Genomic DNA, 25583 nt, shown 5'->3' on the forward strand with positions numbered 1-25583 from the left:
GTAATTGAACGATGTATTGTCTTCTTTTTTACGTAGAAAGGAGCTGTACTCATATTTTATTCCTACACTAGAGCTATCTGTTAACATGTAACCTGCACCGACCTCTATTGCTGTGTTCCACTTTTGATTTGATTGTACGTATGTACTCTTTGGGTTGGCGTAAAGCCAGTGTCCGGCATCAAAGCCATACATCGCGTAGATACCTGGTTGAGCAACAATAGAATCGGTCTTATACTTTTCACCTGCGATGTAGTCGGTTGTGAAAACCTTACCTACAGAAAGCATAGGGGCGACGATAATATTCGGGCTCACATCAAATTTATGAAGGTAGCCTGCGAGAATACCGGTCGATTTTGTGTTGTCACTATCACTCCCGACAACATCAAGAGATAAACCATCCCCCGTCTCAGAAACTTTGAAGTAGCGAACACGGTAATTGACGATACTCTTTTTGGTGTTTTTCCCTATTTCAGCAGATCCGATATTACCGTCATCATCACCATATATACCGGATAGTTTGTAAGAGTCTCTATCTCGGCTAACCCCTATACCTTTGTACGAAGCTGTAGGATCACCATAGTTAACTTTCTGCTCGGTGCCCTTTGTCCTGATATAATCTTCCATTGAATTCCCAAGCATTTCTTGTGAAGCGTGAATGTTATCGACATCAATACTGTGTTCTGAGGTAATGATGACTTCTCCGCTTTCTTCATCTAGGTAAGCCGCTTTTGCAGTACATGAGTGACCAAAAGCCATAACAAGAGCTGAAAATGAGATAGCCGCTAAGAACTTAGCACCTTGAATTTGCATGATTTATTTCCGTGTAGATAGGGCCGCGACCGCGGCCATAGAGTTGATTAAATAAGGATTACTTCAGTGCAATAAGAATGCTTGGAACGACATTTAGAAAGGTCATTAGTACAGTACGATGTGATTCACGTTCGTCTTGGGCCCCTGTCATCGCAAGCACGATACCAGTAGAAGGCTCTCCGATAACCACTTGTCCATGGATACCAACGAAAGCGAGGAATTTATGCCCATCAACATTGAAAGTACGAACCTGATCTTTGTACCATGCATCAGAGACTAACTTGCTCTCTTTGCCTTTTTTCCAAGCACTCTTTACATCGTTATTCCCTGTAATTAGGCTATCTACGAATGCTTTAGGAACAATTTGTTCGCCACGGCGGTTCTTACCGTTATTGACCAGTACGTCCATCATGCGTGCCACGTCTCGGGTTGTTGCGTTCAAACCACCAGAAGCAACGGCTTCACCTTGGGAGTTTGTTTGCATATAGGCGTTATGCTCGAAGCCGACTTTTTTCCAGAGTTTTTCTTCCATGACTTCTGATACTGTTTTTTCTGTGACGGAAGTAATCACCATGCCAAGCATCTCAGTGTTAATGCACTGGTAGTCGTACGCTTCACCTGGCTCAATTTTATCTCGTGCGCCAAGAAGAGCACCGAACTCTGCAACAGAACTAATTTCCGGATAGGCGTTTGGTCCATTCCATTCTTGTACACTCGTCATACGTTCATCCCACGACTTGCCATTTATACCCTTAACAAGAACGCCTGAACGCATATCTGCAACTTCTTGTACTGTTGCTTTAGCGTAAGCTGGTGATGTTTTCAGTTCTGGAATGTACTTAGTAATAGGTGAATCCATGTCAACCAAACCATCGTTTGCGAGGATAGCTAATGTCATCGAAGTGAATGATTTAGTGACACTCATCATCAAATGTGTGCGGTCTTTATGCATACCAGACCAATAGAACTCATCGACAAGCTGACCGTTTTTAAGGATGACTAAAGACTCTTGATTCAGGCGGTCTCGTAAAATGATAGACATTGGTTGTTCACCGTCGAAGTCTTGTGCTGTGACGCTATTTAAGTCAAAGCCAGATGCTTTACCGATATCATGTGTGTATTCGCTTTTGGATAATTCAACATGATGTGTAAAGCGGTATGCATTCTTCATGGTGAGCTTTGCTGCTTTACCACTGTCCCAGTTATCTTGTGTGATACCGGCATGTGCTACTTTTTGGATGAACTCAGCATCAGGTTTTTGTATTTCTTTCGCGTTAATTCCGAAGGTAAGTGCTGATAATGCAACTGCCAAAAGTGAAATTTTCATAAATGATACCCCTTGTTGTGGTTGTGTTCATTTCTGTTCTATTGAACTAGTAATATACACATAAAATTTCATTTGTGAAGTGGCATGGAAGGTTTTTAGCTCTATTTTTGATTTCAAATGATGGTTTTAGGTGGTGTTTGAAATCATTTGTGATTTTTGGTTTCATTTTTGAGTTGCTATGGATATAAAAAAGCCAGCAATAAGCTGGCTGGTTTAATTTTAAGTCCGTGGGGGAGAAGCAATACTATGTAAGGGTCATTTCAACATCTATAAAAGGATAAGAGCATTCGAGCTTTTCCTGTAATTGTTTTTTTTCATTGATAAGAGTGTTTTGACTTTCAGGCTTAAGTGTCGCTAAATCTAAACCTATGACAACGAGGTAACTCGATCCTGTCTTTGATATGTGTAATGTCGTTATGTGATGCTTGGAGGCGAATAATTGCGATTCAACCCTAGACTTTATGTCTTGATAGCTTTCATTGTCTTGAAGCTTACCGCCAGCTAATTCGACAAAAGCTTCTTTCATTATGTTGATTGGCTGGGTAATCATCATAAGTGCCAAAGTAATAACAAGTATTGAGTCACCGATATAAAGAAGAGGCGAGAATTGGCTTGTCGGTTCTATGAACCCAATAACCACCAAAATTGCACCTGTCGACGCTGAAAGAATCCCATCAATGAATGATGATTTTTGGTCGACTTTAAGCATTGAGCTGTTGTTATTAATTCTTTTGTTTTGACTATAGTAAAAGAGCGACAAGCCCCAACAAATTATGACCATCGCGATAGCGTAGTAAATGATAATTCCAGTTTTGATTGGTTCTATTGCAGCTCCTTGCCAATAGCTTAAGACTTTTGAACCATTGCTGCTAATCGCTGATACCACTACACCAAGAAGTAATAAACCTTTCATCAAAGAGTATAAAGCCTCTGCAACATACAGTCCGAAAGGGAATGTGTCGGATTTTTTTGATTTTATTTTCGTAATTTTTAAGGCGACAAGAGTAGTAATGAACAGAATAAAAGACATGTTTCCGTCTAAGAGGAGTGCCTCAGAACCTGATAGGTTAAAAGCCGCCCAACCAGAAATAGCCATAACTAAGTTGGCTATTATGCCTATTATTAGCGCTCTTCTTTCTATGTGAGCGATTTGTTCTCTCATTTATTCATCCTGAAATCAAAAGTGATAATCACAATAGCAAGTATTTACCACATGAATCAAATTTGAACGTAAATGTGTTATTTGGATTCTAACTCTTTCGGATTAATAGGTGTACTCGTAGAGTTAATGAGCTAGTGAAATGCGTTTTACTACCTAATAAGTACTAAGTTTTAAAGGAAAAAACTTGATACAGATAGCATACCTTCAGCCCTTGGCATATACCGCTTGAACGTAGAAACAAAAGGGACTATCTTTCACTTGGTTTCATTTTTGATTTATTTTTAAATCTTATTCTCAAAGGCACATCATAAATGCAAGAAAATTACCAAGATCGAATCGTCTCATTGCTCAAAGAGCGTGGAGAAAATAATGCGACTCTTGCACAAGGCATTGGTAAAGGTAAAGCGACTATTGGACGTTATCTTTCGAGAGCTGAAAACAGAACTTATCCTAGCTTGGAAGAGCTTGAGGATATTGCAAAGTATCTAGACGTTGAAGCACATTGGCTGTGTTTCGGTATTGGTGAAAAGCACACTAATATTGAAACGATTAATAGCTTGAGCGGTTCTGAGGCGACGACAGTTAATGTTTATCGTAGAGGAGATGTTACGGAATTCCTCGATACTGGTTCTGCCCCTGTTTTTGATGTAATGCCGGTAAAGAAAGAACATGCGAATTGTTTTGCTGTGATTTATCCAGTTTTAGGTCCAATTGGAAAATCATGGGACTGTGCTGCTTTGATTGCTTGTGATCGACAGTGGGTGAACGACGATATTGTGTTAGCAAGAATCGGCACTAACCCTATCCCAGAGTTTTTTACGTTAGTAAAAGTCGCGGATACGATTAATGTTTGGTATGGCGATGATACAACTAAAAACCCAATTCAAACGATAAGTGAAGATGATATTGATGTGATTGGGGTCGCTTACTGGGGCACTTGGTCTAAAAGATATTAATGTTTGAAAGCTCTCTTTTTAGGGGGGCTTGGTTACATACATTTGAAGTGACGAGTATCAGTGTATTTGTTACTTCAAAACTCTAGTACTAGGTATTATTTAGTTAAACATTTAACCCAAGTGATTTTCTAAAGTACTTGGGGTTTTTCTCCCTATTTTACTGTCGTCAAATTTGAGCCCTGCAATACTCAAACTTGATCTCTCAATTATGAGAGCCTCATAGCATTGAACCTACACGGTAAAACATTCTATGAAACTATTACTTATCTTTCCTTTGGCGTTATCAATTATCAGCCCTACTGTGCTCGCAGAAGAACTCGATATGAGCGATCCCACGGCAATTTACTCTTCCGTTGGCACCAGTTTTACATCTGATGGTGAAGTGGACGTGAGTGCGGGCTTCGCATGGGGCGAACACCTACTTTCACTTGAAACCAAGCAGGGGGCTGATGCATTGAGTGCGCGTTACGCATGGATGACAGAGGGGAAGGGATTATATGCAGAAGGCTACTTTAATCATGAAACAGACACACAATCCGCTAGTTTAGGCTACATCCATACTTTTCAGGTTCATGAGAAAATTAAACTCTACCCGTTGGCTATGGTGGGAGTGAACAGCAATGATGTAACCGATAAGACAATAGCAACGGGCACACTGGGCATGTATAGCCGTGTTGATATTGGCAGTGGTTTTCATTTGGGGGTAGACCCTTTCTACACCGTGGGTGAAGGGGATTACGACAGCTTCTCTGTTGATAGTTTTGTCGGCAAACAAATAGATAATCACAGAGTTAGGGTTGGTGTGAATTCGGCCGAYGAAGAAATGTACTTTAAGTGGCAAATGGCGTTCTAACGTTTGCTGGCTAAAGGGAGACTCAAACTTATCGGCTATTATCTCAAATCAAAGTAGCGGTCGAGAATGTGCGGGATGGTTCCCTGATCTTTCAATTCCACAAGTACCTGCTTTAGCTCGTCTCTTTGCTGTTGAACTACGTGTTCGTTACATACCAAGAACAGATCAAATTCAACAAAAACCAAAGGTTTACCGAAGACACTAGCAGGTATATCGAGAATTTTTGCGGCATACAATAGCGAGGGGATTGCGCCTGCAACACTGTCTACTCGGCCTGCTGCGAGCATTTTCACTCCATTTGAGTATTCACGAACGGAAATCTTGTTGAGAGATTCATCTTGCTGGAACTCCCTATCAAACATTATGCCTAAAGGAACGGCGATGCTCTTATCCTGTAAGTTGCTGTAGCTTTCTATTGATATGTCTGCTGCGGGCAGTACTCCTGCTTCTAGCCTGAATCCAATGGGCTCGATAAGGTCGTAGTTGTCGGCAATAATTGGCGTTCCCGCAACAATGGTGCATACAGGGTAAGTTTGATCGAGCTGAGTGAGAATTCGCTTGGTTGGAATGATTTGCGGCGTAGAGAGAGTGATTAATGGAGTCTCTGAAGTTTCTGATTTTAGCTTATTGGCGATGTCGAAAAGCACGCCTGTCTCTTCATTGGCATCACTTTTGAACCCATAAGGGACTTGTTCCATTATGACGAATTCGATCACTGCCTCTTGCGTTTGGCTGAACGCTGAAACCGAAAGGGACATCAGCGTGCATAATACAGCTGCATTTACTCGTTTAAACGTGAACATAGCTTATATCATTGATTCCTATTGCAATAATAATGCGTAAACAAAGAGTCATCTGACTTTTAATGGCGTTAATGATAGTTGATAAGGTTGTAAATAACTATCCCTCTTCTCAATGTCGATGCTATGGGTACGATATAAAATCGTATATGATGAAATTTCATACAGCACTAATGGAAGGGTGAGGTTTCAAATGAAAAAAGTGGGCAGCACAATTGTTCTAGAAAAGCATAAATCGACTTGCCATTGTGGTTCGGTGGAGTTGGAACTTACCTTACCAAATGGAATTGAGAATCCCCGTCGCTGTGATTGCTCGATTTGCCGACGTAAGGGTGCTGTTGTGGGTTCGATTCAATTGAGTGGTATTAGAGTCGTGAAAGGAGCGGACGTTTTAAAGTTGTATCAATTCAATACCGGTACTGCGAAGCACTACTTCTGCTCTCTGTGTGGTATTTATACCCATCATCAACGCCGTTCAAACCCTCAGGAATATGGTTTTAATATTGGTTGTCTGGAAGGGGTGAACCCTTTCGATATTGAAAATGTAGTCACAAATGATGGGGTCAATCACCCTTCAGATAGATAACCTATGACCGACCAACATTAATACTTGGCACTTTAACGATTAGGTTAGCTGAGAGCCCTTCAATAAAAGGAATTAACAATGTCAGAATATAGCGCCCTGATCCGTTGGAATAGAGCTGACAATGAAATATTTAGCGACAACAAATACAGTCGTGGCCATACATGGGAGTTTGATGGAGGTGTCGTAGTTCCAGCTTCTTCTTCACCACATGTTGTTCCATTGCCTCTTTCTGTGGAAGCAAACGTTGACCCAGAAGAGGCGTTTATCGCAGCTTTGTCGAGTTGCCATATGCTCGTTTTTTTATCGATAGCTGCCAAACGTAAATACATTATTGAAGAATACATTGATGATGCTGTTGGTGTGTTAGAAGAAGACTCTGACGGACGAACTTCAGTTACTCGAGTGATGCTACGACCTAGAATTATTTTTTCAGGAGAGCGTCAACCAAGCCGTGTTCAATTGGAAAAACTGCATCATATATCCCATGAAAATTGTTTTATTGCTAACTCTGTGAAAACGGAAATTACTACAGAGATCATCATGACGAGCAGTGAGTAATCTCTACTGACACGTACTGTCAGTAATTGCTGGTAGGGTGGCATTTAATTTATGAGAACAGGGAATCAATCATGTCAGAACTAAATCAAGCCACAGCACAATGCTTATGTAAAAAAGTCACGGTAACGGCTGCCAATATCAACCCCAAGTTTACTGCTTGTCACTGCCAAATGTGTAGGACATGGGGAGGAAGCCCGTTAATGGCAGTGCAATGTGGGACTGATGTTTCGTTCGAGGGGCAAGAGTTTATAAAGGAATACGACTCTTCAGCTTGGGCAAACAGAGGCTTTTGCTCGAATTGTGGTACGCATTTATATTACCGACTGAAAGCGACAAACAGTTATAATGTGCCTTTAGGACTGTTTCCGGTTATCGAAAACCTAGAAATGGATATGCAATACTTCATCGATAAGAAACCTAGCCATTATTGCTTTGCTAATGAAACGAGAGAAATGACAGAAGAAGAGATCTTCAAGTACTTTTCGTCTCAGATGTAGCCTATTTCTGTCACCGATATTGCTCAGGTACACTTCACCACTTTATCTTGGAATTAAATTTAGATGCGTAAAACAGATAAGAAGATCGACAACCAATTAAGGGATACGTTGACTGATATTTGCGAGGGGACGTTAAAAGGTTACGAAGGCTTTCTGTGGGTGACCCATCTAGCTAATTTTTCTAACTTTCCACAAAGTCTTAAAATTGTATGTGTATTTGAGACTAACCAGCAGCGAGATGAATTTTCTCAGCATCAGCAGCAAGTGAATAACGTGATAAAGAATGCGCTGTCTCAGGTTGGAATTACACTCAAGAATATAGAAAAGCATGTGAAGTATGATACGCAAGAAAACTGTGATCGAGAGAACCGAGGTAAGTGGGATTTGAGGCTTTAGTTCGAATTGAAGTGAGCCCTGACCGAGCTTCTAACTTGGTTTAAGTAATAAAAAGCCCGCCTAATAATACACTATTTAACAATAGGTCCATTATTAGGCGGGCTCTTTTTATTCACTAGACAGCTATTAAGCGTTGGCTACTTTTACACGAATAGTGTTTTGGCCAAAGCTTGATAGGTTTAAGCTATTAAGTGCTACTTTAGCTTCGTCGTCATTTGGCATTTCAACAAAAGCAAAACCTTTCGAGTAACCAGTTTCTTGATCGAGTACTAAGTTGCATGCAGCAACAGAACCATGTTCTGAGAATAAAACACGGATTTCTTGTTCTGTTGTTGAGCGAGATAGGTTGCGCACTAAAAGTTTCATAATTAACCATGATATTTGAATTTACTCTCGCATTGTCTCAATCTTTTGGAACGAGACCAAGCGATTAATCATGTTAAATAACTAAAGGTGACTTTTTACAGTGTAAATGCTTAAGATAGATGAAGAGATCGAGCTTAAAGCAAGAGCCGTTCAATTTTTTCAAAGGGATAATATGGATATTAAAATTGATGACTTAGAAGGACGCGGCGTGGTTCAGTTACTTGAGGATCACCTTGCTGATATGTTTGCAACATCACCAGCAGAAAGTGTCCATGCGTTGGATATTGACGCGCTGAAGCATGAATCTATCACTTTTTGGAGTGCCAGTGATGGTTTACAAGTTCTGGGCTGTGTTGCGATAAAAGAGCTCAATGAATCTCATGGTGAAATCAAATCAATGCGTACCTCAGAAGCTGCCAGAAACCGTGGCGTTGGTACGCAACTTCTTAAGCATATTCTGCAAGTCGCTAAGCAACGAAATTATCAGAAATTGAGTTTAGAAACGGGATCTATGGACTATTTTAAGCCAGCACGCTCTCTGTATGAAAAGCATGGTTTTAGATATTGCGTACCTTTTTCTGATTATCAACTTGATCCCCATAGTCAATTTATGACCATAGACTTTTTGCCGGATGGGAAGGTGTCGAATGAGAAACGGTCTAATTAAGTTATGGGTTCTTTATGAATCAGCCATACATCGTTATTTTTGATGGTGTGTGTAACCTTTGCGATGGATCTGTTCGTTTTATTATTAACAGAGACCCAACCGCTAAGTTTGTATTCACGCCCATGCAAAGTGAGCATGCCCAAACCCTTTTAAAGAAGCATAACCTTAGCGAGCTAACGCTTGATAGTGTGGTATTAATTAAAGGAGAACGTAGCTTTATCCAAAGTGATGCCGCTATTGAAATAGCAAAAGAGCTCCATGGGTTTTGGCGATGGCTACGAATCTTCAAAATCATTCCTGCGCCTATTCGTAACTTCCTTTATCAATGGGTCGCTAAAAACCGCTATAAAATTTTTGGTCGGAGGGATGTGTGTATCGCTCCTTCTCCCAATGTTCGCAAGCGCTTTTGGATGTAAGTATTTCTTTGGGGTTAAGTTTATTCAGTGTGTAAGATAGAGTAACTATCCCGCACCGCAACCTTCGAGAGAGCACCATATGCCCCAATCAATCCAACAAAAAATTGGCAATATTGCCCTCGTGGTAGAAAACTACGATGACGCCATTGCCTTTTATACTCAAAAGCTGGACTTTTCTTTAGTCGAAGATACCGATCTTGGCGGCGGAAAACGTTGGGTTCAGGTATCACCGCCAAACTCGACGGGCACTAATCTGCTTTTGGCTCAAGCGAGTACCGAAGAACAGCAAGCTGCGGTAGGAAACCAAACCGGTGGACGTGTCTTCTTATTCCTACAAACCAATGACTTTTGGCGTGACTACAACAGCATGAAAGAGAAAGGCGTTATTTTTAATGAAGAACCACGAGTGGAAGAGTACGGTACTGTGGTTGTATTCCAAGACCTTTATGGCAATAAATGGGACTTATTGCAACTTACCACCTCACTATAATTCCGAGAGTCATCAAAGCTAACCTGTTGAACTTTATGGGTTAGCTTTACTAAATACCCTGCCTTACGTCACACCGATTAATCGAAATAAACAATCTTAATTGCTTTATCCATTCTTGTATTTTATAAATCTAGCTCTTGTTATGTAATCCGTTGAGTATATTAGTTTTACTAACCTTTCAGTCAATGGAGAATCATAGTGAGAAGTAAAAATAATCACAGACATAGTTTGATGAACGCTCTCAGAGTTTATCGGCCGTACATGGCAGATGATTTTGAAATAACGTCAACCGAATTTATCATCAGGAAAGACAGTTATCGCTTAAATAAGATCAAGCGTGTTGAAGTGAAGCGGCTAGGGGTTAAAGATAACTTAGTTAGGTTCTTTAGCTTAGCCTTGTTACTTTCAGCGGCAACATGGGCATTTGCTCCTGGTTTTGGTTGGATAGCAATGGCGGTGAGTTTGCTGCTTGCGCTTATTTCCATGAGAAAGTTTGAGCTTCGCGCAGAATTTCAAGGAACAGATGAAACTGGTGATCATTGGGCTTCTCTAGTGCGTTGCTGCACGGAAGAGGAATTTCACATATTGCGGTCACTACGTTCTGATCTTGTCAGTAAGTTGTAACTAAAAGGCTCATCATTTTGATGAGCTTTTTTATATCGTTGACGTTATTTTTCATTAGTTGATCTTGTAAGGAGTACTTATGATTTTGAATCACATTTCAATTGGGGTTAAAGATGTTACGGCGGCCGTTGCGTTTTATGATGAAGTGCTCGCGCCACTAAATGTCGAACGCTCGCATTTAATCGAAGGGGCTGCCGCAGCGTATGGAGCGCAGTTTGAGTTTTGGGTCAGCCTTCCCCACTCAGGTCATGCTTCGGTAGGCAATGGAACTCATGTCGCTTTTAATGCCCCAACGGCATCTGCGGTTGATGATTTTTATCTCGCGGCATTAAAGGCCGGTGGTCAATGTGTTGGTAAGCCGGGTTTACGCCCTGAATACGCAGAAAACTACTACGCGGCGTTTGTCACTGATTTAGATGGCAACAAAATTGAAGCCGTTTTTATGCCAATGTAATGATTTTTAACGTGGCTAATGGTAAGGAGAGGGTATGAAATATGGAAGTGTAAGACTAGAAGGCAACCAGGTTTATAGCGTCGGAAACCCTCTGCCTATTAGCGTCAACAATATTGAATATATGTATGTCAAAATCAATGACAGCCCTGCGAAAATCAAACGTTCAGCTCTGCTCGCTGCATTAGTGAGTGCCGCGTCATTCATTCTATTTCCTATTATTGCTCTCATCATATTTCCTATCGTTTACTCACTGTGTTTTTATCGAATTAAAACGTACGAGCTGCGTGTATTTATTAATAACGGCTCAGGTTTTGGTTCTAAGGAATCATGCCTGCATAGTTCAGGCTACCGCGATGAATACGATAGCTTGATCGAACAAGTTAAAGCTTTAAAAGAAGCTCAATAAAGAGTACTTATATACCCAGACTGACTATTCGGTTTTAGTTTAGGGTTTAAGTAGGAATGCAATGAAACAGCCGATTACAGGTTATCACTTAGATGAAGAAGGGGACTGGGTTGCACAACTGGCATGTGGGCACTTTCAACATGTTCGTCATCAGCCTCCTTTTATATGTCGGCCATGGGTAGTGACGGTTGATGGTCGAAATTCAATGCTCGGACATCAGTTGTCGTGCAAAAAGTGCGATTTAGGTGCTCCTAAGGACAAATTGTGAAAAATTTACAGCCAATAGAGATCAAATCTTTTGTGCCATCGAAAGATTTCGAATTATCCAAGCGCTTTTATCAAGCTATAGGGTTTGAAATGGCATCTGAGTTTGGTGAGGTGGCTTATTTTAAAAAAGGCCCTTGTGCTTTCTTGCTGCAAGACTTTTATGAACAGGCTCATAGTGATAATTTCATGATGCACCTTTTGGTCGAGGATGCTGAAAGTTGGTACGAGCATGTCAAAAACTCTCTTGAATCTAGCGACTTTAGCTTTAAGTTATCAGATCTAGTATCCCAACCATGGGGAATGTTGGAGTTTTGTTTAACAGACCCAAGTGGCGTTCTTTGGCGTATAGCCGAGAACAAATAGCCTTTATGTCTGGCTCTTTCTCATGATGCTTTAATGGAGTGAGCGTGTGAACTTAGCCTTAGAGGTTCTTAGCCCAGAAGACAGCGAGCGGCGCTTTGAGGTGGTCAAGCAAGGGCTTATTAGCCATGTTGAAAGAGTCTTTGGTTGGGATGATGGCTTCCAGCGTGATCGCTTAGATAATGACTATCAAGCTGACTGGTTTCATTGGATCAAGCTAGATGAACAAGAAGTGGGGCTAGTTTGTTTCAAGCCTTACGAAAGTGCTTACCACATCCATTTATTGATAGTTCGACCTGAATTTCAAAGTTTGGGCATTGGACTTCAAGTCATGTCCTATCTTCACCGGCGAGCAAAACGAGAGAGTAAAACTCATATTACATTGTCGAGTTTCATYGATAACCACGGTGCCATTTCGTTCTATCAGAAGCTAGGCTATCAAATTACGGAGTCTGAAGAGAACTTTGTTACTATGAGTGTGAAGCTTTAAACTCAACATCGTTTATTCAAAGAAGGAGCTTGGTTATCCAACTTAAACTGATTCATTCAATAGAGCATGGCTCGGCACTTTGTGAACCACTATTTGACTTGCTTTCAAAACATCAACCTGAATATCAAAGAAGTCTAATTCCAGATCTGACTTTTATTGATGTCATGGCGCACAATAACCATGGCATCGTAATTCAAAAGGTTTCTCATATTGAAGCCAACCAGTATCAATGCCAATACAGCTACGATTGGGAAATATTTAACGGTTGTTTAGATATGCATGAAACAGGCGTTGAGCGCAATAAAGTGAAATTCATAGTTACCGAAGAAGGACAAGTTGAATTCGATCTAAATGCCTTCCAAGATCGTGATACGCTCAATGAATTTTGATCTCGTTGCGGCTGAAAGCTTTAAGCCATCTCAGCTCGTCTTTACTCGGTATAAAGGGTTGATTGGTTTATCGACAAAATAAGCCCACACATGGTCATAAACAGCATGTTGGTTTGGGAATGGCGCTAATTGTTTTGCTTCTTCCAGGGTGCACCATTGGTAGTCCGTGTGCTCTTCATTCAACTCAACGTCTTGATTCGCTGGGCATAAAGCCACAAATACCGGAATTAATTGAATCACATTGATGTGGGCTTCATAAAACTGCTCTAGAAACTGTGCGTTATACAAGTCAGTCGTATGAATTTGTGTCTCTTCCTGAAACTCTCTCACTATTGCCTGCCATCCTGTTTCCCCTTGCTCAATAGAGCCCGCAACGTGGCACCAAAACTCTCCCTTTACGCGTTTCATTAATAGCATTTTCATTTCACCATTAATTTCAGATAGTGCAACGCCAGACACAATAGACGTATTCAATGGGATCATGATTTCTCCTTTAAGTCGTTGTATAAAATAATGTTTTAGCATGGTTTTATGCTTACTAAACATCAGTAAGAGAGCGATGCTAACACAGCTTGATTGGCTATTACGGTAAATTGTTTGGGCGAGTAGAGAAGTGTGAAGAAGTCAGATAAAAGAGAGGTTTTTGCGTAGGGGAATTTGGCTTTGCGCTTGTTTGTATATAAAAGAAAGGAAATAACACATAGAGCTAAAATAAGGGTAGCTCTATGCGTCAGTACTTAAAAGGTATCAATGATGATGCGACTTAGATGTAGTACGCTTCAACAGTGCCTTTTAGAGTGATTAGCATCGGTTGACCACGGCGGTCTAAAGCTTTAGGTGAAGGGATTTTTACCCAACCTTCGCTGATGCAGTATTCTTCAACATCAGTACGCTCTTTACCGTTTAGACGAATACCAATAGCGTGCTCAAAGCATTCTGCTACGTGGTGTGGGCTACGTGGGTTACCTGCAAGGTGATCCGGTAAAGCTGGCTTTGCGTTGTTATCGCTCATATTCATGACCTGAAGTATGTAAAAAAGTGCGCCATTGTAGACAATGCTTGACCTCCTCACAAGGGCTGCCATTGGTTCTCTTATCGTTAGTTACGTATCGATAAAACGTAGCCTCGATTTTTGCTCTATAGCTTTTGGATATCACTTTTAGGATCTACTAAGTATGAAAATTGTAATTGCACCAGACTCGTTTAAGGAATCATTGAGCGCTGTTTCGGTAGCTGCATGTATTGAGAAAGGTTTTCGCGACATATTTCCAGAGGCTGAATACGTAACGTTGCCTTTGGCTGATGGTGGAGAAGGGACGGTGGATGTGCTGCTGCAAGGTTTAAAAGGGAAGAAACGAACTCATCAAGCGGAAGACCCTTTAGGGGAGTTGGTTAATGCTGACTGGGCAATGTTAGCTCCTTCAGAGCGTAGTCCAAACAAAACAGCTCTTATAGAAATTGCTGCGGCATCTGGTTTGGACTTGATCGCGCCAGAGCAGCGTAATCCGTTGGTGGCTTCTTCGTTCGGTACTGGGCAACTGATTCTCGAAGCAATAGAGCAGGGTGCTCAAACTATTATTTTAGGCTTAGGTGGTAGTGCGACCAATGATGGCGGTGCGGGTATTGTTCAAGCTCTGGGTGGTCGCTTGCTAGATAGTAAAGGGCAAGAGCTTAACCGAGGCGGCGCTGCATTAGCGGATTTAGCATCGATTGAGCTTGCAGGTCTAGATTCGCGCTGTGCCGATATTGAGCTTATCGTGGCGTGCGACGTTGATAATCCACTGTGTGGTGATAAGGGTGCAAGCTATATATTCGGCCCGCAAAAAGGAGCGACTCCGGAACAAGTTTTGATGCTTGATAGTGCGCTAACAAACTTTGCTGACGTCGCTGAAACGCAAGGTTGTGTTAGTGGCGAGCCAATGAGTAAACGCACTGGCTATGGCGCAGCAGGTGGAACACCAATGGGACTCGGTTTGTTATTCAATATGCAAATTAAACCTGGTATTGAGATGGTGCTCGATGTATTACAAGCAGATGAGATACTGAAAGGTGCTGACCTTGTGATTACGGGCGAAGGGCAAATGGACAACCAAACCCTGCAAGGAAAAACACCTTACGGCATTGCCAAGCGTGCGAGTTTACAAGGTATTCCAACCATAGGTATTGCCGGGTCTCTGGGTACTGAAGTAGAGGCTTTGTATGGTGAAATGAGTAGTTTGTTTGGAACGGTTCGGTCACCGCAAAAACTTGAACAAGTGCTAGAAGAAGCAGAGCTAAATTTGAGACGTACCGCGAGAAATATAGCCGCTACATTACAGATTGGCCGCCAATTGAGGTGTTAAATATTCTTCATGTGTGATTGCGAATCCAAATAAAAAAACGCCACTATCGAAGTGGCGTTTTTGTTATTAAATACAGAGTGATTTATTGTTAACAATAAATGTTCAGCTAGTTTGGAAAGAGGCTTCTACTTGCTTTAAAGCGCGCTGATATATTGTCCACGCACACGCACCAGCAAGTACATTACCAATCATTCCGCCCCAGAAAAGCCCTTCTATTCCTGCAAGCTGTGAACCTACCCATAAGCAAGGTAAGAAGAACGCAAAGAGGCGTAATGTCGAGATAGTCAGTGCTGTATAGGATTTACCAAGAGCATTAGAAATAGACACCATCAACATGCAAATACCCAATGGACCTAAGCTAATTGGCACAATGAGTAAGTGGTAATTTAGGATAGTGGATACTTCCTCTTCACTGGTCATCAAATTGGCTAAACCATTTGAAAATACCCATGTTGCTACTGCAATCACCAGCTGGAAACCTAAAACAAAACCCGCGGCAATTTTTACGAGCTTGCGAATATCATGCAGGTTCTTTTCACCTAATAGGCGACCAACCATTGGTGGCATCGACATTGTGAGCGCCAGTACAGACACAATCGCGAAAAATTCAAAACGAGAACCCAATGCCCAAGCTGCGACAGCGGCTGTGCCGTAGCCGGCTAATAGCTTGGTCGCGAACATTGAAGATACAGGGGGTAGCAGCTGACTGATCATTGCAGGCCCCATGATGTTGGCAATTGAGTTGACGCTCTGTTTGATGTCTAGGTCATCCCAATCAAAAGTCAGCCAGTGCTTTTTGGCAACTTTAGGCGCGACCACAAAAATACCGATACCAAAGGCTAATACGGTTGCAATCGCCGCTCCGTTAATCCCCATGTCCAAAGTGAATATAAAAATAGGATCAAGGATCAGGTTTAATATACTGGTGATAATCATCATTGTGCCCGGCAACATGGTATTGCCATTTGCTCGACACACGCTGTAGTAAAAATAGAGCAAGGCACCAGTCCATGTACTGGCGAGCCAATAAACCCAGTAGGAATCAACAATCGGTAATACGGTTTCTGGTGCATCCAATAGCAATAGGATGGGTTCACGTAGTAAGTAGATCAGAACTGAGAAAACAGCGACGCCAATACTGCCCATTACGATAATTAAGCCACCGAGTTGCTTAGCGTAACGTGTTTGATTTGCACCAATGGCTCTGGCAATAATCGCGGTGGTGGCAATGCCTAAGCCAACCTGTAAGCCAATGATGATCATTTGGATGGGTAAGGTGAAGCCTTGAACGGCAAGTGGGAGTACACCTAATTGGCCGATAAAGGCACTATCAATCAGCTGAAAGCTCATTAAAGATAGAACCCCAAAAAGCATGGGCCAAGTCATTGTAAATAGCTGCTGTCCCAAAGAACGTTGGGGCGTATCAGTGATAGAAGTCATTACCGTTTTATATCTATGGTTTATAGGGGGAGCATAGTGCCTCAAGTTCTATAGATACAGGGAACACTACATTATGGAGGAAAGGATAACGCACGGTTATTTTTATACCAGTGATTTTAAGGCAGAACACTTTGGTATATTTGATTGAATTTTGGAGAGTGAGTTCTTAGTTCAACCCAACTCGTTCCAGTGGTAGACTCTAACGGTATTTAATTTCATAGTTAAAAGGTAATGAGATGAACCCAATTATTGCATTGTTGAAAGAAAACAATATCAGCGACGAGCAAATCAGCGCTATTTTTCAAGAGCTGACTCAAAACCCTCTAGCAGCAATGGCAACGATTAGCCAACTAGGTTTACCGCAAGACAAGCTTCAGCAGTTGATGGCTCAAGTAATGCAAAACCCTGCGCTAATCAAAGAAGCAGTAGAAGAGCTAGGTCTAGATTTTTCTAAAGTAGAAGAAGCGAAAGAAAAGCTGCAACAACAAGAAGGTTAATCCTTTCTCGTTAAAATTTAAAAGGCCGTTAGAACACCAATATGGTGAAATCTAGCGGCCTTTTTTCGTTTATACGCCTGAGGTTATCGATTATTAGAAGCGAGCTTACCTAACGAGGCGATATGGTTTTTGAAGTGGAAAATCAGTTAACTTTCGTCATCCAAGATTGCTACAGCACGCGTCCAACCTGCTGACGCCCCGCGTATTTTTACCGGGAAGCACGAAATCGTGAAGCCCGTAGCTGGCAAAGATTCCAAGTTATGCAGCTTTTCTAAATGGCAATACTCCATTTCTCTCCCAGCTTTGTGCCCTTCCCAGATGATGGAAGCATCTTGGCTTTGCTGATATTTCTTAGCTGTATGAGCGAAAGGTGCATCCCAGCTCCAAGCATCGGTTCCTGTTAGTTTCACACCTTGCTCTAAGAGGTATAGCGTGGCTTCAAAGCCCATTCCACAACCACTAGAGACATAATCATTATGACCGTAACGCTCACCTGCTCGGGTATTTACAATGACGATATCCAGTGGCTGCAATGTGTGATTAATGCGCTCAAGTTCATCTATGACGTTTTGTTTCGTCACAATGTACCCATCGGGGAAATGTCGGAAGTCTAGCTTTACTCCACGCTGAAAACACCACTCTAGCGGTACTTCATCAATGGTAATGGCTCTTTCGCCGCGATTCATCGTTGAGTGAAAATGATAAGGGGCGTCCAGGTGGGTACCGTTATGGGTGTTCAACTCTACCTTTTCCATCGCCCATGCTTCGCCATCGGGAAGATCTTGTTTTTGTAAGCCAGGGAAGAAAGGCTCGATCTGAGAGAAGGTTTCGTTGTGATCGAAGTAGTTGATGGTGGGCTGGTAACCCACCGGATCCGAAATGATGTCATTCTCTAAATAGATCGACAGGTCAACAATTTTTCTAGCCATGATACCGCCCTTTATTGGAATTATGGACGGTAACCTACATGAAACAAGATGATTAATAAACACACGGATAAAACAACCTGCTCATACTCACATAACGGTGTGTACGAACTCTTCAATCTTTAAGGCGTTAAATTTGCCTCTAGCAGTCGCTGATAAAAGCACTTTGCTGCTGGTCCTGTCTTTGAACCTTTAGGTAAGGTGATATGCAGAGGCACTTGATACTTTTCACTTTGCTCGACTTTGAGCACCGTAAGCTGACCGTGGTTACGCTTGGCAATGATGTGTTCAGGCAAGCGGCAGAACCCGACGCCTTGTTCGATAGCACGAAAAGCGTGGTCAAAGTTATCTACGGTGATGCGCTGATTAGCTTTTAGCCAGCCTACGTTCTGCGTTTTCTCTTTTTCCCCCAAATCTCTAATCACTACTTGACTGTGTGTAGAGAAATCAGCCAAACATACGTTTTTCTGATTGGCTAATGGGTGGTGGTTTGCCACAACCGGTAACATTGTCGTTATTGAGAATGCTTCAGCAGGGTAGTTGGTAATTGGCAGAGTGATTATCGCGATATCGGCTTGTTCGCTTGTCACCATTTCTGATGTTTTCGACAAAGATGTTTCTATCACCTGAATTGAAGTCGCGCTGTTTTGTTTTAAGTACTCCGCCATTGGTCGATAAAGCAAAGTCGGATCACAGAGGTGATCTATGGCTATCGTGATCTCTGACTCGACCCCAGCAGACAGCTGCTGGCTAAGATCTTCCAATTCTCTCGCTTGCTCTAACATGCTGGTGGCTCGGCGCAGCAGTGATTTACCTTGTTCGGTTAAAGTTGCACGTCGCCCTTTGACTTCAACCAGCTTTACGCTGAGTTGGTCTTCAAGTTTTTTGATTGAGTAGATAAGCGTCGTGTGGCTTTTATTCAGTGATGCTGCGGCAGCTTGAATACTGCCTGCTTTATCCACTTCTTGCAGTGTCGCCCATTGTTCTAATGTGCTTCGTAATCTCACAATACCAACCTGTCAGTTTTTTAGACATTATGACGCAATATTATGAACTTTTCTGTCGAATTTCTATGTTCAATAATAGCTCCAACAAACAATAAGGCGCAATTGGCGTCACTATGGAGAATATCGAATGAACGTACAAACACCAAAACTACTGCAAGTTGACTTCGAATATCAGGGCCCTATGGGTGAAGAAATGTCTAATGCCTTAGTTGGTTTAGCCAACTCAATTAATCAAGAACCCGGTTTAATTTGGAAGATTTGGACGGAAAGTGAAGCGAAGAAACTAGGTGGTGGTATTTACTTATTTGAAGATGAAATCAGCGCAAAAAATTATTTAGAGATGCACTCTGCACGATTAAAAGAAATGGGAGTGCCTGAAGTACGAGGCATCATTTTTGATGTGAACCAACCTCTAACGGCGATTAATCAGGGACCTGTTAGTTAAGTTTGTAGAACCGACAAATGGTTAACCAGAATCTATAGGCGCAAAGCTTATTCACTTAACATCTATCAACAATAAGCGTCTTAGCTTATAAGGTCAGCGTTATGAACAATCGAACTTTTTTCACTGTGCACGGTGCAATATACACGGCGTTTGCATTGGCTTTGTTTTTTCTACCGTCTGTGATGTGGCCTATGTATGGCGTGGAAATTAACGACCAGTATGCCTACTTCTTGTCGCAACACACCAGTATCTTTCTTGGAGGCATTGCTGCGGTAAGCCTATTTCTTCGAGGGATTGAACACACCGAAACGCTTCGTCAGTTACTTAAAGCGTTGGTAGTAACCAATATGTTAGGTGTTGTGATCACCGGTTATGCTGGGGTTAGCGGAATTTTTGTCGGACTTGGTTGGAGTGATCCTGCATTTTTCTTGCTGCTGACTGGGTTGAGCTACCGACAGTTGAAAAAACAGTAAAACACTACCCCATAGAGTTGGTGAGAAAGAAGAGAGTTTCCACCTTACGAGCGGTTTTTCTATCGTAAGGTGGTGTTCATACAAAAGCTGATTATTTGCTCTTGATTGGACTTAGCAGTTGCTTACCGAATACGTTAATTAGTGCACCAGTCACAATCAAGCCACCGCCTAGATAAGTCCAAATTGATGGAATTTCATTGAATATCCATACTCCAAGCAAAGCAGAAAATACGATTTGAACATAAGAGTAAGCAGAGGCTTTTCCTGCTGCTTGAGTTTGCATAGCTTTAGTTAGGCCGTATTGCCCTATTTGCGTGAATATACCCACTAAGATCAGCATGATAGTGATGTATAAGCTTGGCCAAACGAAGTTGTCCCAGATTAATAGAGTTGAGATAGGTAAAGCGACCAAAGGGAAGTAAAGGATGATGACTGAGCTGTCTTCCGTTTGGCTTAACTTTCTTACTATCACATAGGCGATAGAGCTGCCTAAAGCGCCACACAATGCCAGCATAATACTGAATATCGGCAGTTCGCTAGCGCTGGTGTTACTCATGCTCGGTTGCACCATCACAAGTAGGCCAGCCAAACAGAAAGCGATGCAGATCATGGTCGAATTTTGAATGCGCTCTTTGAGGAACAGCACACCCAGCAAGGCGGTAAATATTGGATGCACGTATTGGAGAATAGTCGCCTCCGCTAAAGGCAATGTGGTTACTGCGTAGTAAACACACATCAGTGCTGCTGTGCCCACCGCACCTCGAACAAACAGGAGCGGTTTATTATGCCCCCATACCGAGATCCCTTTACGCTTCACATCTACGTAGCTGATGATCAACGAGACTAATGCCCTTGCTGCAACAATCTCAAACACTGGAATGCCATAGGTGCTTACGTATTTTACGCAAGCCGACATGAATGCGAAGCCGAGGGCTGAAATAAGCATAAACCTAACCCCAACAGGGATCAGTGAAAGAGAGAAAGAAGGCATAAGAGTGTCGGTCAAGTTAAGGGGCAGGAATGATAGCTTAATTTGTAAGCGTTAACCTAAGAGTTTGTCGGTTAGCTAGGGAAAGCGGTGGTGAGTAGGGTTGAAGGTAAAGAGACTGGAAGAATAAATACACCGAATAAAAAAGAGCTGAGGGATAAACCACAGCTCTTTACGTTATCGTAAGACAAGTATTAGGCGTAATACCTGCTTCAATTTACACCGTAAATCGACCGACTAAATCATACAGTTGGTGAGCTTTTCCATTTAGGTCTTGGCTACCTGAACGGTTTTCGTTGGCTAAGCTCGCTGACTGGTTACTTTGGTCTGAAATTACTGTGATACGTTGAGATATCTCTTGGCCGACGTGGCTTTGCTCTTGAGTTGCCGTTGCAATCAAGGAGTTCATATCCATGATGATATCGATAGAGCCTTTGATTTTCTGTAGGGCATCTTTTGCTGAATTGGCTTCAGTTACTGCGCTGCCACTTCTTGCTTGGCTAGAGTCCATAGCTCTTACCGCGTTGTCAGAAGCGGCTTTAAGCTGCTCAATCATTTTATGAATTTCACCTGTACTTTCTTGAGTACGGCTTGCGAGTTTACGTACCTCATCGGCTACGACAGCAAAACCTCTACCTTGTTCACCAGCACGTGCTGCTTCAATCGCGGCGTTCAAGGCAAGTAGATTGGTTTGTTCGGCGATATCTTGAATGACAGCGAGAGAAGAAGAAATATTCTGAACATCACCTTCCAGTTTTGATATTACTTCACTGGCTTGCGCGACTTCGGTTGCTAAATCTTGAACCGAGTTTACAGCGGAACTTACGATGGTATTCGCTTCACTCACGTTATCTTCTGCATCTTTTGCTGAGTCAGCAGCTTGGTTCGCATTTTGTGAGATCTCATGTGCAGTAGTTGTCATCTCGGTCATCGCTGTTGCTACTTGGTCGGTCTCAAGTTGTTGCCCTGAAGCGAGTTCGTCAACTTGAGCGGCGCGATTCGACATGTTGTTGGTTTCATCAACCACTTGCTGCCCGACTAAACTGACCTTACCTATGATGTCTTGTAGGCTTTCGACGAAGGTATTGAAGTTTTTAGTTAGCTCATTGAATTCTGGAACGCTGGAAATTTCCATTCGTGCGGTTAGGTCAGCGTCGCCACTGGCGAATGAGCGAATGGAATCGTCAAACTTTTCTAGTGGCTTCATGATACTGCGGTTTACATAAACCGCGACAAAGCCAACTAATACAGCGATGACTAAGCAAAACAACCCTATAGTCGTTAAGCTGCTGTTTGCGACGGCTTTAGACTGAGCGTCCATCACTGTAATGGTTTGTTCTACATCATCTGTATAAAAGCCAGTACCAATCATCATGTCCCATTGAGGAAAGAATGCGGAATAGCTGAGTTTAGGTAGAGGTTCTGTTTGGTTAGGCTTTGGGAAGTAGTAGGTGGTGAACTTGTCGACTTTAGCATTCTTGATTAAATCTTGAATGAGGTAGTTACCTTTTTTATCTTGCAGATTAAAGAAGTTCTCTCCTAACCCCTTATCTGATTGCCCTTGTAAGACTCGAATGCCTTTAGAGGTATAGCCAAAGATGTAGCCATTTTTACCAAAGTTGATTTCTTTGAGTGTGTTGATTGCCTGCTCACGAGTTCCGTTGGCTGCAATGATAGGGTTTAGCGCGGTTTTGGCGATGTCGATGTAGTTTTTTAATTCGGCTTTCTTCATATCCATCATGCTGGCGCGTGTGGTTTGAATCTGTTTTTCATTGAGTTTGTTGAGTTCCATATAGGTCATTGCCATCATACTGATAGCAATAAGCAGTAACGGAACAATAGAAAGTATATAGAGTCGCTTGCGAATAGTTAGGCTCATAATGTGTAATCCCAATTTGTTCGTTCTGCGGAGCACGGCAGAACATTTTTCTTATACTGATAATTATAGTTTTAGCTTACCTGTAAAGTTTTGGGTGAAATGTGAACAAAATAGTGTTTATGATATTTCTCGACAATTATAAACTTGTTTTAAGTGACTGTTTTTAAAGTTTATTAGTCTAAAGTCGAATAGATAAATAGAAAAGCGGCTTTCATAAGCTCGCTTTTCCATTAAAGAGGGATTTATTGAACTGATGATGCTGGAGAGCCTGAGAGGCTACTCTTTAGCATCATCTTATTGGGTTAGATGACGGTGCCAACTGTCGTCGAGGTCTTGAAAACTGTAGATACAGAAGTCTTTACGATCGGTTAAGTAGTCATTCTCTACTTCATCTAGCAAGTTTGCGTGCTTTTCTGGGTCACTTCCATAAACAAGGCACAAAGTCGAAAAGTATCTTTGCAGGTCAAAACTGTGTTCGTCAATGTACTCGCCGAAATCATAATAATCAGGCCTATCGTCAGACTCAAAGGCAAACATATCAGCGGCACTGATTGCGGCATCGTCCCCATCTTCAATGTAGTTAATCATTAATACCGTAGCGAAGTTATCGACGGCATCTTCTTCCTTACCTAAAACCGCGATTTTTTGGTCTGCAATGAATGCGTGGCCAGCTTCATGCAGCAACGTATGAAGTAACGTATCTATCGCACCTAATTCTGCTGATTTACCGTATTTCTCGTCGTATTTATTTTTTGAAAAATAATCGATCGATTCTGCGTAGAAGGAGTAGGGGATGGAAACAGTATGGATCTCTGGATCGTACATTGGTCCTTCTTCTCCACCATACTGGATGGTGAGCTGTTGATTGAAGGGGAAACGTTCGTTAGAAAGCTCTACAACGGTTTCGTTAATACCACTTTGCTTTATTTGTTGTAAAAGTTGTTTTTCAGCTTTGCCTTGGGGTGATTGGTATTTGATGACGATATTATCGTCCGCCGGCATGCTGTCGTTATTTGCGAATAAGTTTGGGCTGAAGAGTAGGCTGCTAATACTTAGTAAGATGAATGGTTTCATTAGACCTCTTTATTATATTTATTTTGTGGACTTAGTATCACTTAACTAAGGCCTGACACTGAAGTTATACACTCTAGTTATAGTTTAGAAAACTAAGGACATTCAATGTTATTTATCGCTTATCTACTCCAACCTTGGGTTCATTAGGCACTGTTTTCTTATTCAATGGAAAAGAAGGTAGTGCTGCAGAGTTTCTTTGTAGCCGTAATTATTGGTAAAAAGAGATGAAAGAAATGACTCAAAAACACTGGTCTAAATTTCAGCTTCTTCATGAAGTTGTACAAAACAAAAACATTCATATCAAAGGCACTCACAGCTATTACAGCGACTGCTGGGATGACGGCTTTGAACACTCTGTGGTGCGTTACTTACACGGCGACATTGTGAGCAAAGAGTGGGAAGCGCGCTGGGAAATTGATCAGCTACATATAGGTGATTACGTTTGTATTGGTGCTGAAGCCGTGATCATGATGGGTGGCAATCATACGCATAGATCTGACTGGTTTAGCTTGTATCCATTTATGGATTTCATAGAAGAGTCGTACCAAAGCAAAGGTGACACCCATATTCAAGATGGCGCTTGGATTGGTATGCGAGCAATGATTATGCCTGGGGTTACGCTTGGGGAAGGTGCGATAGTCGCAGCGAACAGTGTGGTCACTAAGGATGTTCCTCCCTATGCGGTTGTTGGTGGCTCTCCTGCAAAGTTGATTAAATACCGCTTTGATAACGCGACAATTCAAGCGCTACTATTGATGGGTATTTATGACTGGCCGGCTGAGAAATTTGACGCATTAAAACGTCACTTATGCAGTGATGATTTAACCGCATTAAAGCAAGCTTTGAAGCGTTATCGTGCACCAGAAAGTTAAGCGCCTTTTAGCATGATAAGATAAATTTCGGTCGTGGCTTTTGCTGTGCTATACTCCGCGCCCCAATCCACATTGGCTTGCTTAAATCAGGAAATCTATAATGAGTGATAAAAACGAACTTCAACAAGTTAACAACCGTCTAGACAAGTGCCGTCATAAACTTGCGGCAGCAAAAGAGCGTAAAGATGGTTCTGTTATTCGTCAATTTGAAGACGAAATTAAAAAGTTGAACAAGAAAATCGCTCAGCTTAAACACAAACAAAGCTTCGATGTAAACCAAGAGCGTAAGTCTCTAATCGATATGCCGTTTAAGCGTGAAATCACTAAAGCAGAGCAAGCGGATATGGGCAAACTGAAGAAGTCAGTAAAGGGCTTAGTCGTTGTGCACCCTATGACGAAAGTTGGTAAAGAACTTGGTCTGAAAGTGATGACAGGTTTTGCACCTAAGAAATTCTAATTATCGTCAAGATAATCAAAAAAGGAGCTATGTTTAGCTCCTTTTTGCATTCTTACGGGCAAATAAAAACGCTGCTATGCTGAAACTGAAAGAAAAGAGTTGTTAACTCTGAGTTTGAAAGTAGTCACAAAAACGCAGTCGATTTATAAATCTTAACCTGCCGCTAACATTACCCCCCTAACGTTAGGTAGGTTAAGGCACTTTTGACACATGAACTAATATCAATAAATAGGACGACATAAGCAGGTATTGACCAGTAATCAAACTCATTAGGGAAGATGAGACATAAATAATTAGAGGTTATATGAA

Annotated in this window: 35 protein-coding genes; 22 read left to right on the plus strand and 13 right to left on the minus strand. The window is 41.9% G+C overall.

The window, feature by feature from the left end:
* The 3 genes from L4C33_RS07560 to L4C33_RS07570 form a co-directional block, all read right to left on the minus strand.
* A partial coding sequence (locus tag L4C33_RS07560) for a hypothetical protein (RefSeq protein ID WP_428811824.1) occupies positions 1-810 on the minus strand: 810 nt, incomplete at its 3' end.
* A gap of 58 nt (positions 811-868) precedes the next feature.
* On the minus strand, positions 869-2137 hold the full coding sequence (locus tag L4C33_RS07565; RefSeq protein WP_428811825.1) for a serine hydrolase domain-containing protein: 1269 nt from the start codon (positions 2135-2137) through the stop codon (positions 869-871).
* 244 nt (positions 2138-2381) lie between these two features.
* Positions 2382-3299 (minus strand): cation efflux transmembrane domain-containing protein, encoded by a 918-nt coding sequence (locus tag L4C33_RS07570; RefSeq protein WP_428811826.1) that lies wholly within the window; start codon positions 3297-3299, stop codon positions 2382-2384.
* A gap of 311 nt (positions 3300-3610) precedes the next feature.
* Between L4C33_RS07570 and L4C33_RS07575 the strand changes: the two genes are divergently transcribed.
* Both L4C33_RS07575 and L4C33_RS07580 read left to right on the plus strand, forming a co-directional pair.
* Entirely contained in the window at positions 3611-4255 is a 645-nt protein-coding gene (locus L4C33_RS07575) for a helix-turn-helix domain-containing protein (RefSeq protein WP_428811827.1), read from the plus strand.
* 250 nt (positions 4256-4505) lie between these two features.
* Positions 4506-5108, plus strand: a complete 603-nt coding sequence (locus L4C33_RS07580) for a hypothetical protein (RefSeq protein WP_428811828.1) — start codon at positions 4506-4508, stop codon at positions 5106-5108.
* Positions 5109-5146: 38 nt separating this feature from the next.
* Here L4C33_RS07580 and L4C33_RS07585 read toward each other — a convergent pair whose 3' ends face one another.
* The gene (locus L4C33_RS07585; protein ID WP_428811829.1) at positions 5147-5911 is read right to left on the minus strand and encodes a substrate-binding periplasmic protein; all 765 of its coding nucleotides are present in this window, start codon (positions 5909-5911) and stop codon (positions 5147-5149) included.
* Positions 5912-6101: 190 nt separating this feature from the next.
* On the opposite strand from L4C33_RS07585, the gene L4C33_RS07590 reads away from it, so the two are divergent.
* The 4 genes from L4C33_RS07590 (at position 6102) to L4C33_RS07605 (ending at position 7945) form a co-directional block, all read left to right on the plus strand.
* On the plus strand, positions 6102-6494 hold the full coding sequence (locus L4C33_RS07590) for a GFA family protein (RefSeq protein ID WP_428811830.1): 393 nt from the start codon (positions 6102-6104) through the stop codon (positions 6492-6494).
* 78 nt (positions 6495-6572) lie between these two features.
* Positions 6573-7052 (plus strand): OsmC family protein, encoded by a 480-nt coding sequence (locus L4C33_RS07595; protein WP_428811831.1) that lies wholly within the window; start codon positions 6573-6575, stop codon positions 7050-7052.
* A 71-nt stretch (positions 7053-7123) separates the two neighbouring features.
* Positions 7124-7549 (plus strand): GFA family protein, encoded by a 426-nt coding sequence (locus tag L4C33_RS07600; RefSeq protein WP_428811832.1) that lies wholly within the window; start codon positions 7124-7126, stop codon positions 7547-7549.
* A gap of 63 nt (positions 7550-7612) precedes the next feature.
* A complete protein-coding gene (locus L4C33_RS07605) occupies positions 7613-7945 on the plus strand; it encodes a Fis family transcriptional regulator (RefSeq protein ID WP_428811833.1) in 333 nt (110 codons plus the stop codon).
* 126 nt (positions 7946-8071) lie between these two features.
* On the opposite strand, the gene L4C33_RS07610 is transcribed toward L4C33_RS07605, so the two are convergent.
* Positions 8072-8311 carry an RNA recognition motif domain-containing protein gene (locus L4C33_RS07610; RefSeq protein WP_428811834.1) on the minus strand — a complete coding sequence of 80 codons (240 nt, stop codon included), beginning with the start codon at positions 8309-8311 and terminating at the stop codon, positions 8072-8074.
* A gap of 172 nt (positions 8312-8483) precedes the next feature.
* Here L4C33_RS07610 and L4C33_RS07615 point away from each other — a divergent pair, with 172 nt between their 5' ends.
* From L4C33_RS07615 to L4C33_RS07660, 10 genes are all read left to right on the plus strand, one after another.
* Positions 8484-8978 carry a GNAT family N-acetyltransferase gene (locus tag L4C33_RS07615; protein WP_428811835.1) on the plus strand — a complete coding sequence of 165 codons (495 nt, stop codon included), beginning with the start codon at positions 8484-8486 and terminating at the stop codon, positions 8976-8978.
* Between the two features lie 14 nt (positions 8979-8992).
* Positions 8993-9394 carry a thiol-disulfide oxidoreductase DCC family protein gene (locus L4C33_RS07620; protein WP_428811836.1) on the plus strand — a complete coding sequence of 134 codons (402 nt, stop codon included), beginning with the start codon at positions 8993-8995 and terminating at the stop codon, positions 9392-9394.
* A gap of 79 nt (positions 9395-9473) precedes the next feature.
* Positions 9474-9884, plus strand: a complete 411-nt coding sequence (locus L4C33_RS07625) for a VOC family protein (RefSeq protein ID WP_428811837.1) — start codon at positions 9474-9476, stop codon at positions 9882-9884.
* Between the two features lie 198 nt (positions 9885-10082).
* Entirely contained in the window at positions 10083-10508 is a 426-nt protein-coding gene (locus L4C33_RS07630; RefSeq protein ID WP_428811838.1) for a DUF6232 family protein, read from the plus strand.
* Between the two features lie 79 nt (positions 10509-10587).
* Positions 10588-10962: a VOC family protein gene (locus L4C33_RS07635; protein ID WP_428811839.1), complete on the plus strand. Its 375-nt coding sequence runs from the start codon at positions 10588-10590 to the stop codon at positions 10960-10962.
* A 34-nt stretch (positions 10963-10996) separates the two neighbouring features.
* Entirely contained in the window at positions 10997-11368 is a 372-nt protein-coding gene (locus tag L4C33_RS07640) for a hypothetical protein (RefSeq protein ID WP_428811840.1), read from the plus strand.
* A gap of 61 nt (positions 11369-11429) precedes the next feature.
* Positions 11430-11636 carry a DUF3565 domain-containing protein gene (locus tag L4C33_RS07645; protein ID WP_428811841.1) on the plus strand — a complete coding sequence of 69 codons (207 nt, stop codon included), beginning with the start codon at positions 11430-11432 and terminating at the stop codon, positions 11634-11636.
* Positions 11633-11998 (plus strand): VOC family protein, encoded by a 366-nt coding sequence (locus L4C33_RS07650; protein WP_428811842.1) that lies wholly within the window; start codon positions 11633-11635, stop codon positions 11996-11998. Before L4C33_RS07645 ends, L4C33_RS07650 begins: the two co-directional genes overlap by 4 nt.
* Positions 11999-12044: 46 nt before the next feature.
* Complete coding sequence (locus tag L4C33_RS07655; RefSeq protein WP_428811843.1) at positions 12045-12485, plus strand: GNAT family N-acetyltransferase; 441 nt, start codon at positions 12045-12047, stop codon at positions 12483-12485.
* A 29-nt stretch (positions 12486-12514) separates the two neighbouring features.
* Positions 12515-12874, plus strand: a complete 360-nt coding sequence (locus tag L4C33_RS07660; protein WP_428811844.1) for a hypothetical protein — start codon at positions 12515-12517, stop codon at positions 12872-12874.
* Between the two features lie 30 nt (positions 12875-12904).
* On the opposite strand, the gene L4C33_RS07665 is transcribed toward L4C33_RS07660, so the two are convergent.
* A complete protein-coding gene (locus L4C33_RS07665) occupies positions 12905-13357 on the minus strand; it encodes an NUDIX hydrolase (protein WP_428811845.1) in 453 nt (150 codons plus the stop codon).
* Positions 13358-13637: 280 nt separating this feature from the next.
* On the minus strand, positions 13638-13886 hold the full coding sequence (locus L4C33_RS07670; RefSeq protein ID WP_428811846.1) for a DUF3297 family protein: 249 nt from the start codon (positions 13884-13886) through the stop codon (positions 13638-13640).
* Between the two features lie 163 nt (positions 13887-14049).
* Between L4C33_RS07670 and L4C33_RS07675 the strand changes: the two genes are divergently transcribed.
* Positions 14050-15216: a glycerate kinase gene (locus L4C33_RS07675; RefSeq protein WP_428811847.1), complete on the plus strand. Its 1167-nt coding sequence runs from the start codon at positions 14050-14052 to the stop codon at positions 15214-15216.
* A 102-nt stretch (positions 15217-15318) separates the two neighbouring features.
* On the opposite strand, the gene L4C33_RS07680 is transcribed toward L4C33_RS07675, so the two are convergent.
* A complete protein-coding gene (locus L4C33_RS07680; protein ID WP_428811848.1) occupies positions 15319-16656 on the minus strand; it encodes an MATE family efflux transporter in 1338 nt (445 codons plus the stop codon).
* Positions 16657-16892: 236 nt separating this feature from the next.
* Between L4C33_RS07680 and L4C33_RS07685 the strand changes: the two genes are divergently transcribed.
* Entirely contained in the window at positions 16893-17153 is a 261-nt protein-coding gene (locus L4C33_RS07685; protein WP_428811849.1) for a DUF2999 family protein, read from the plus strand.
* Positions 17154-17299: 146 nt separating this feature from the next.
* On the opposite strand, the gene L4C33_RS07690 is transcribed toward L4C33_RS07685, so the two are convergent.
* Both L4C33_RS07690 and L4C33_RS07695 read right to left on the minus strand, forming a co-directional pair.
* A complete protein-coding gene (locus L4C33_RS07690) occupies positions 17300-18082 on the minus strand; it encodes a cyclase family protein (protein ID WP_428811850.1) in 783 nt (260 codons plus the stop codon).
* Between the two features lie 119 nt (positions 18083-18201).
* Complete coding sequence (locus L4C33_RS07695) at positions 18202-19086, minus strand: LysR family transcriptional regulator (protein WP_428811851.1); 885 nt, start codon at positions 19084-19086, stop codon at positions 18202-18204.
* 127 nt (positions 19087-19213) lie between these two features.
* Between L4C33_RS07695 and L4C33_RS07700 the strand changes: the two genes are divergently transcribed.
* On the plus strand, positions 19214-19531 hold the full coding sequence (locus tag L4C33_RS07700) for a monooxygenase (protein ID WP_428811852.1): 318 nt from the start codon (positions 19214-19216) through the stop codon (positions 19529-19531).
* 101 nt (positions 19532-19632) lie between these two features.
* A complete protein-coding gene (locus L4C33_RS07705; protein WP_428811853.1) occupies positions 19633-20004 on the plus strand; it encodes a hypothetical protein in 372 nt (123 codons plus the stop codon).
* Positions 20005-20095: 91 nt separating this feature from the next.
* On the opposite strand, the gene L4C33_RS07710 is transcribed toward L4C33_RS07705, so the two are convergent.
* From L4C33_RS07710 to L4C33_RS07720, 3 genes are all read right to left on the minus strand, one after another.
* Positions 20096-20995: a DMT family transporter gene (locus L4C33_RS07710; RefSeq protein ID WP_428811854.1), complete on the minus strand. Its 900-nt coding sequence runs from the start codon at positions 20993-20995 to the stop codon at positions 20096-20098.
* Between the two features lie 214 nt (positions 20996-21209).
* Positions 21210-22871, minus strand: a complete 1662-nt coding sequence (locus tag L4C33_RS07715; RefSeq protein WP_428811855.1) for a methyl-accepting chemotaxis protein — start codon at positions 22869-22871, stop codon at positions 21210-21212.
* Between the two features lie 294 nt (positions 22872-23165).
* Complete coding sequence (locus L4C33_RS07720) at positions 23166-23945, minus strand: DUF4344 domain-containing metallopeptidase (protein WP_428811856.1); 780 nt, start codon at positions 23943-23945, stop codon at positions 23166-23168.
* 233 nt (positions 23946-24178) lie between these two features.
* Here L4C33_RS07720 and L4C33_RS07725 point away from each other — a divergent pair, with 233 nt between their 5' ends.
* Entirely contained in the window at positions 24179-24817 is a 639-nt protein-coding gene (locus L4C33_RS07725; protein WP_428811857.1) for a CatB-related O-acetyltransferase, read from the plus strand.
* A 100-nt stretch (positions 24818-24917) separates the two neighbouring features.
* The gene (locus L4C33_RS07730; protein WP_428811858.1) at positions 24918-25274 is read left to right on the plus strand and encodes a YibL family ribosome-associated protein; all 357 of its coding nucleotides are present in this window, start codon (positions 24918-24920) and stop codon (positions 25272-25274) included.
* Positions 25275-25583: the final 309 nt, after the last annotated feature.

Origin of the sequence: Vibrio makurazakiensis, from assembly GCF_050337375.1 — a bacterium.
GTDB lineage: Bacteria > Pseudomonadota > Gammaproteobacteria > Enterobacterales > Vibrionaceae > Vibrio > Vibrio makurazakiensis.

Excerpts from the sequence above, each read along its gene's own strand:
- L4C33_RS07680 (WP_428811848.1), bottom strand. The coding sequence starts at position 16,656 with ATGACTTCTATCACTGATACGCCCCAACGTTCTTTGGGACAGCAGCTA.
- L4C33_RS07595 (WP_428811831.1), top strand. The coding sequence starts at position 6,573 with ATGTCAGAATATAGCGCCCTGATCCGTTGGAATAGAGCTGACAATGAA.
- L4C33_RS07570 (WP_428811826.1), bottom strand. The coding sequence starts at position 3,299 with ATGAGAGAACAAATCGCTCACATAGAAAGAAGAGCGCTAATAATAGGC.
- L4C33_RS07610 (WP_428811834.1), bottom strand. The coding sequence starts at position 8,311 with ATGAAACTTTTAGTGCGCAACCTATCTCGCTCAACAACAGAACAAGAA.
- L4C33_RS07625 (WP_428811837.1), top strand. The coding sequence starts at position 9,474 with ATGCCCCAATCAATCCAACAAAAAATTGGCAATATTGCCCTCGTGGTA.
- L4C33_RS07605 (WP_428811833.1), top strand. The coding sequence starts at position 7,613 with ATGCGTAAAACAGATAAGAAGATCGACAACCAATTAAGGGATACGTTG.
- L4C33_RS07690 (WP_428811850.1), bottom strand. The coding sequence starts at position 18,082 with ATGGCTAGAAAAATTGTTGACCTGTCGATCTATTTAGAGAATGACATC.
- L4C33_RS07725 (WP_428811857.1), top strand. The coding sequence starts at position 24,179 with ATGACTCAAAAACACTGGTCTAAATTTCAGCTTCTTCATGAAGTTGTA.
- L4C33_RS07715 (WP_428811855.1), bottom strand. The coding sequence starts at position 22,871 with ATGAGCCTAACTATTCGCAAGCGACTCTATATACTTTCTATTGTTCCG.
- L4C33_RS07670 (WP_428811846.1), bottom strand. The coding sequence starts at position 13,886 with ATGAGCGATAACAACGCAAAGCCAGCTTTACCGGATCACCTTGCAGGT.
- L4C33_RS07575 (WP_428811827.1), top strand. The coding sequence starts at position 3,611 with ATGCAAGAAAATTACCAAGATCGAATCGTCTCATTGCTCAAAGAGCGT.
- L4C33_RS07700 (WP_428811852.1), top strand. The coding sequence starts at position 19,214 with ATGAACGTACAAACACCAAAACTACTGCAAGTTGACTTCGAATATCAG.
- L4C33_RS07720 (WP_428811856.1), bottom strand. The coding sequence starts at position 23,945 with ATGAAACCATTCATCTTACTAAGTATTAGCAGCCTACTCTTCAGCCCA.
- L4C33_RS07615 (WP_428811835.1), top strand. The coding sequence starts at position 8,484 with ATGGATATTAAAATTGATGACTTAGAAGGACGCGGCGTGGTTCAGTTA.
- L4C33_RS07620 (WP_428811836.1), top strand. The coding sequence starts at position 8,993 with ATGAATCAGCCATACATCGTTATTTTTGATGGTGTGTGTAACCTTTGC.
- L4C33_RS07685 (WP_428811849.1), top strand. The coding sequence starts at position 16,893 with ATGAACCCAATTATTGCATTGTTGAAAGAAAACAATATCAGCGACGAG.
- L4C33_RS07635 (WP_428811839.1), top strand. The coding sequence starts at position 10,588 with ATGATTTTGAATCACATTTCAATTGGGGTTAAAGATGTTACGGCGGCC.
- L4C33_RS07710 (WP_428811854.1), bottom strand. The coding sequence starts at position 20,995 with ATGCCTTCTTTCTCTCTTTCACTGATCCCTGTTGGGGTTAGGTTTATG.
- L4C33_RS07675 (WP_428811847.1), top strand. The coding sequence starts at position 14,050 with ATGAAAATTGTAATTGCACCAGACTCGTTTAAGGAATCATTGAGCGCT.
- L4C33_RS07590 (WP_428811830.1), top strand. The coding sequence starts at position 6,102 with ATGAAAAAAGTGGGCAGCACAATTGTTCTAGAAAAGCATAAATCGACT.
- L4C33_RS07565 (WP_428811825.1), bottom strand. The coding sequence starts at position 2,137 with ATGAAAATTTCACTTTTGGCAGTTGCATTATCAGCACTTACCTTCGGA.
- L4C33_RS07665 (WP_428811845.1), bottom strand. The coding sequence starts at position 13,357 with ATGATCCCATTGAATACGTCTATTGTGTCTGGCGTTGCACTATCTGAA.
- L4C33_RS07645 (WP_428811841.1), top strand. The coding sequence starts at position 11,430 with ATGAAACAGCCGATTACAGGTTATCACTTAGATGAAGAAGGGGACTGG.
- L4C33_RS07730 (WP_428811858.1), top strand. The coding sequence starts at position 24,918 with ATGAGTGATAAAAACGAACTTCAACAAGTTAACAACCGTCTAGACAAG.
- L4C33_RS07600 (WP_428811832.1), top strand. The coding sequence starts at position 7,124 with ATGTCAGAACTAAATCAAGCCACAGCACAATGCTTATGTAAAAAAGTC.
- L4C33_RS07640 (WP_428811840.1), top strand. The coding sequence starts at position 10,997 with ATGAAATATGGAAGTGTAAGACTAGAAGGCAACCAGGTTTATAGCGTC.
- L4C33_RS07705 (WP_428811853.1), top strand. The coding sequence starts at position 19,633 with ATGAACAATCGAACTTTTTTCACTGTGCACGGTGCAATATACACGGCG.
- L4C33_RS07585 (WP_428811829.1), bottom strand. The coding sequence starts at position 5,911 with ATGTTCACGTTTAAACGAGTAAATGCAGCTGTATTATGCACGCTGATG.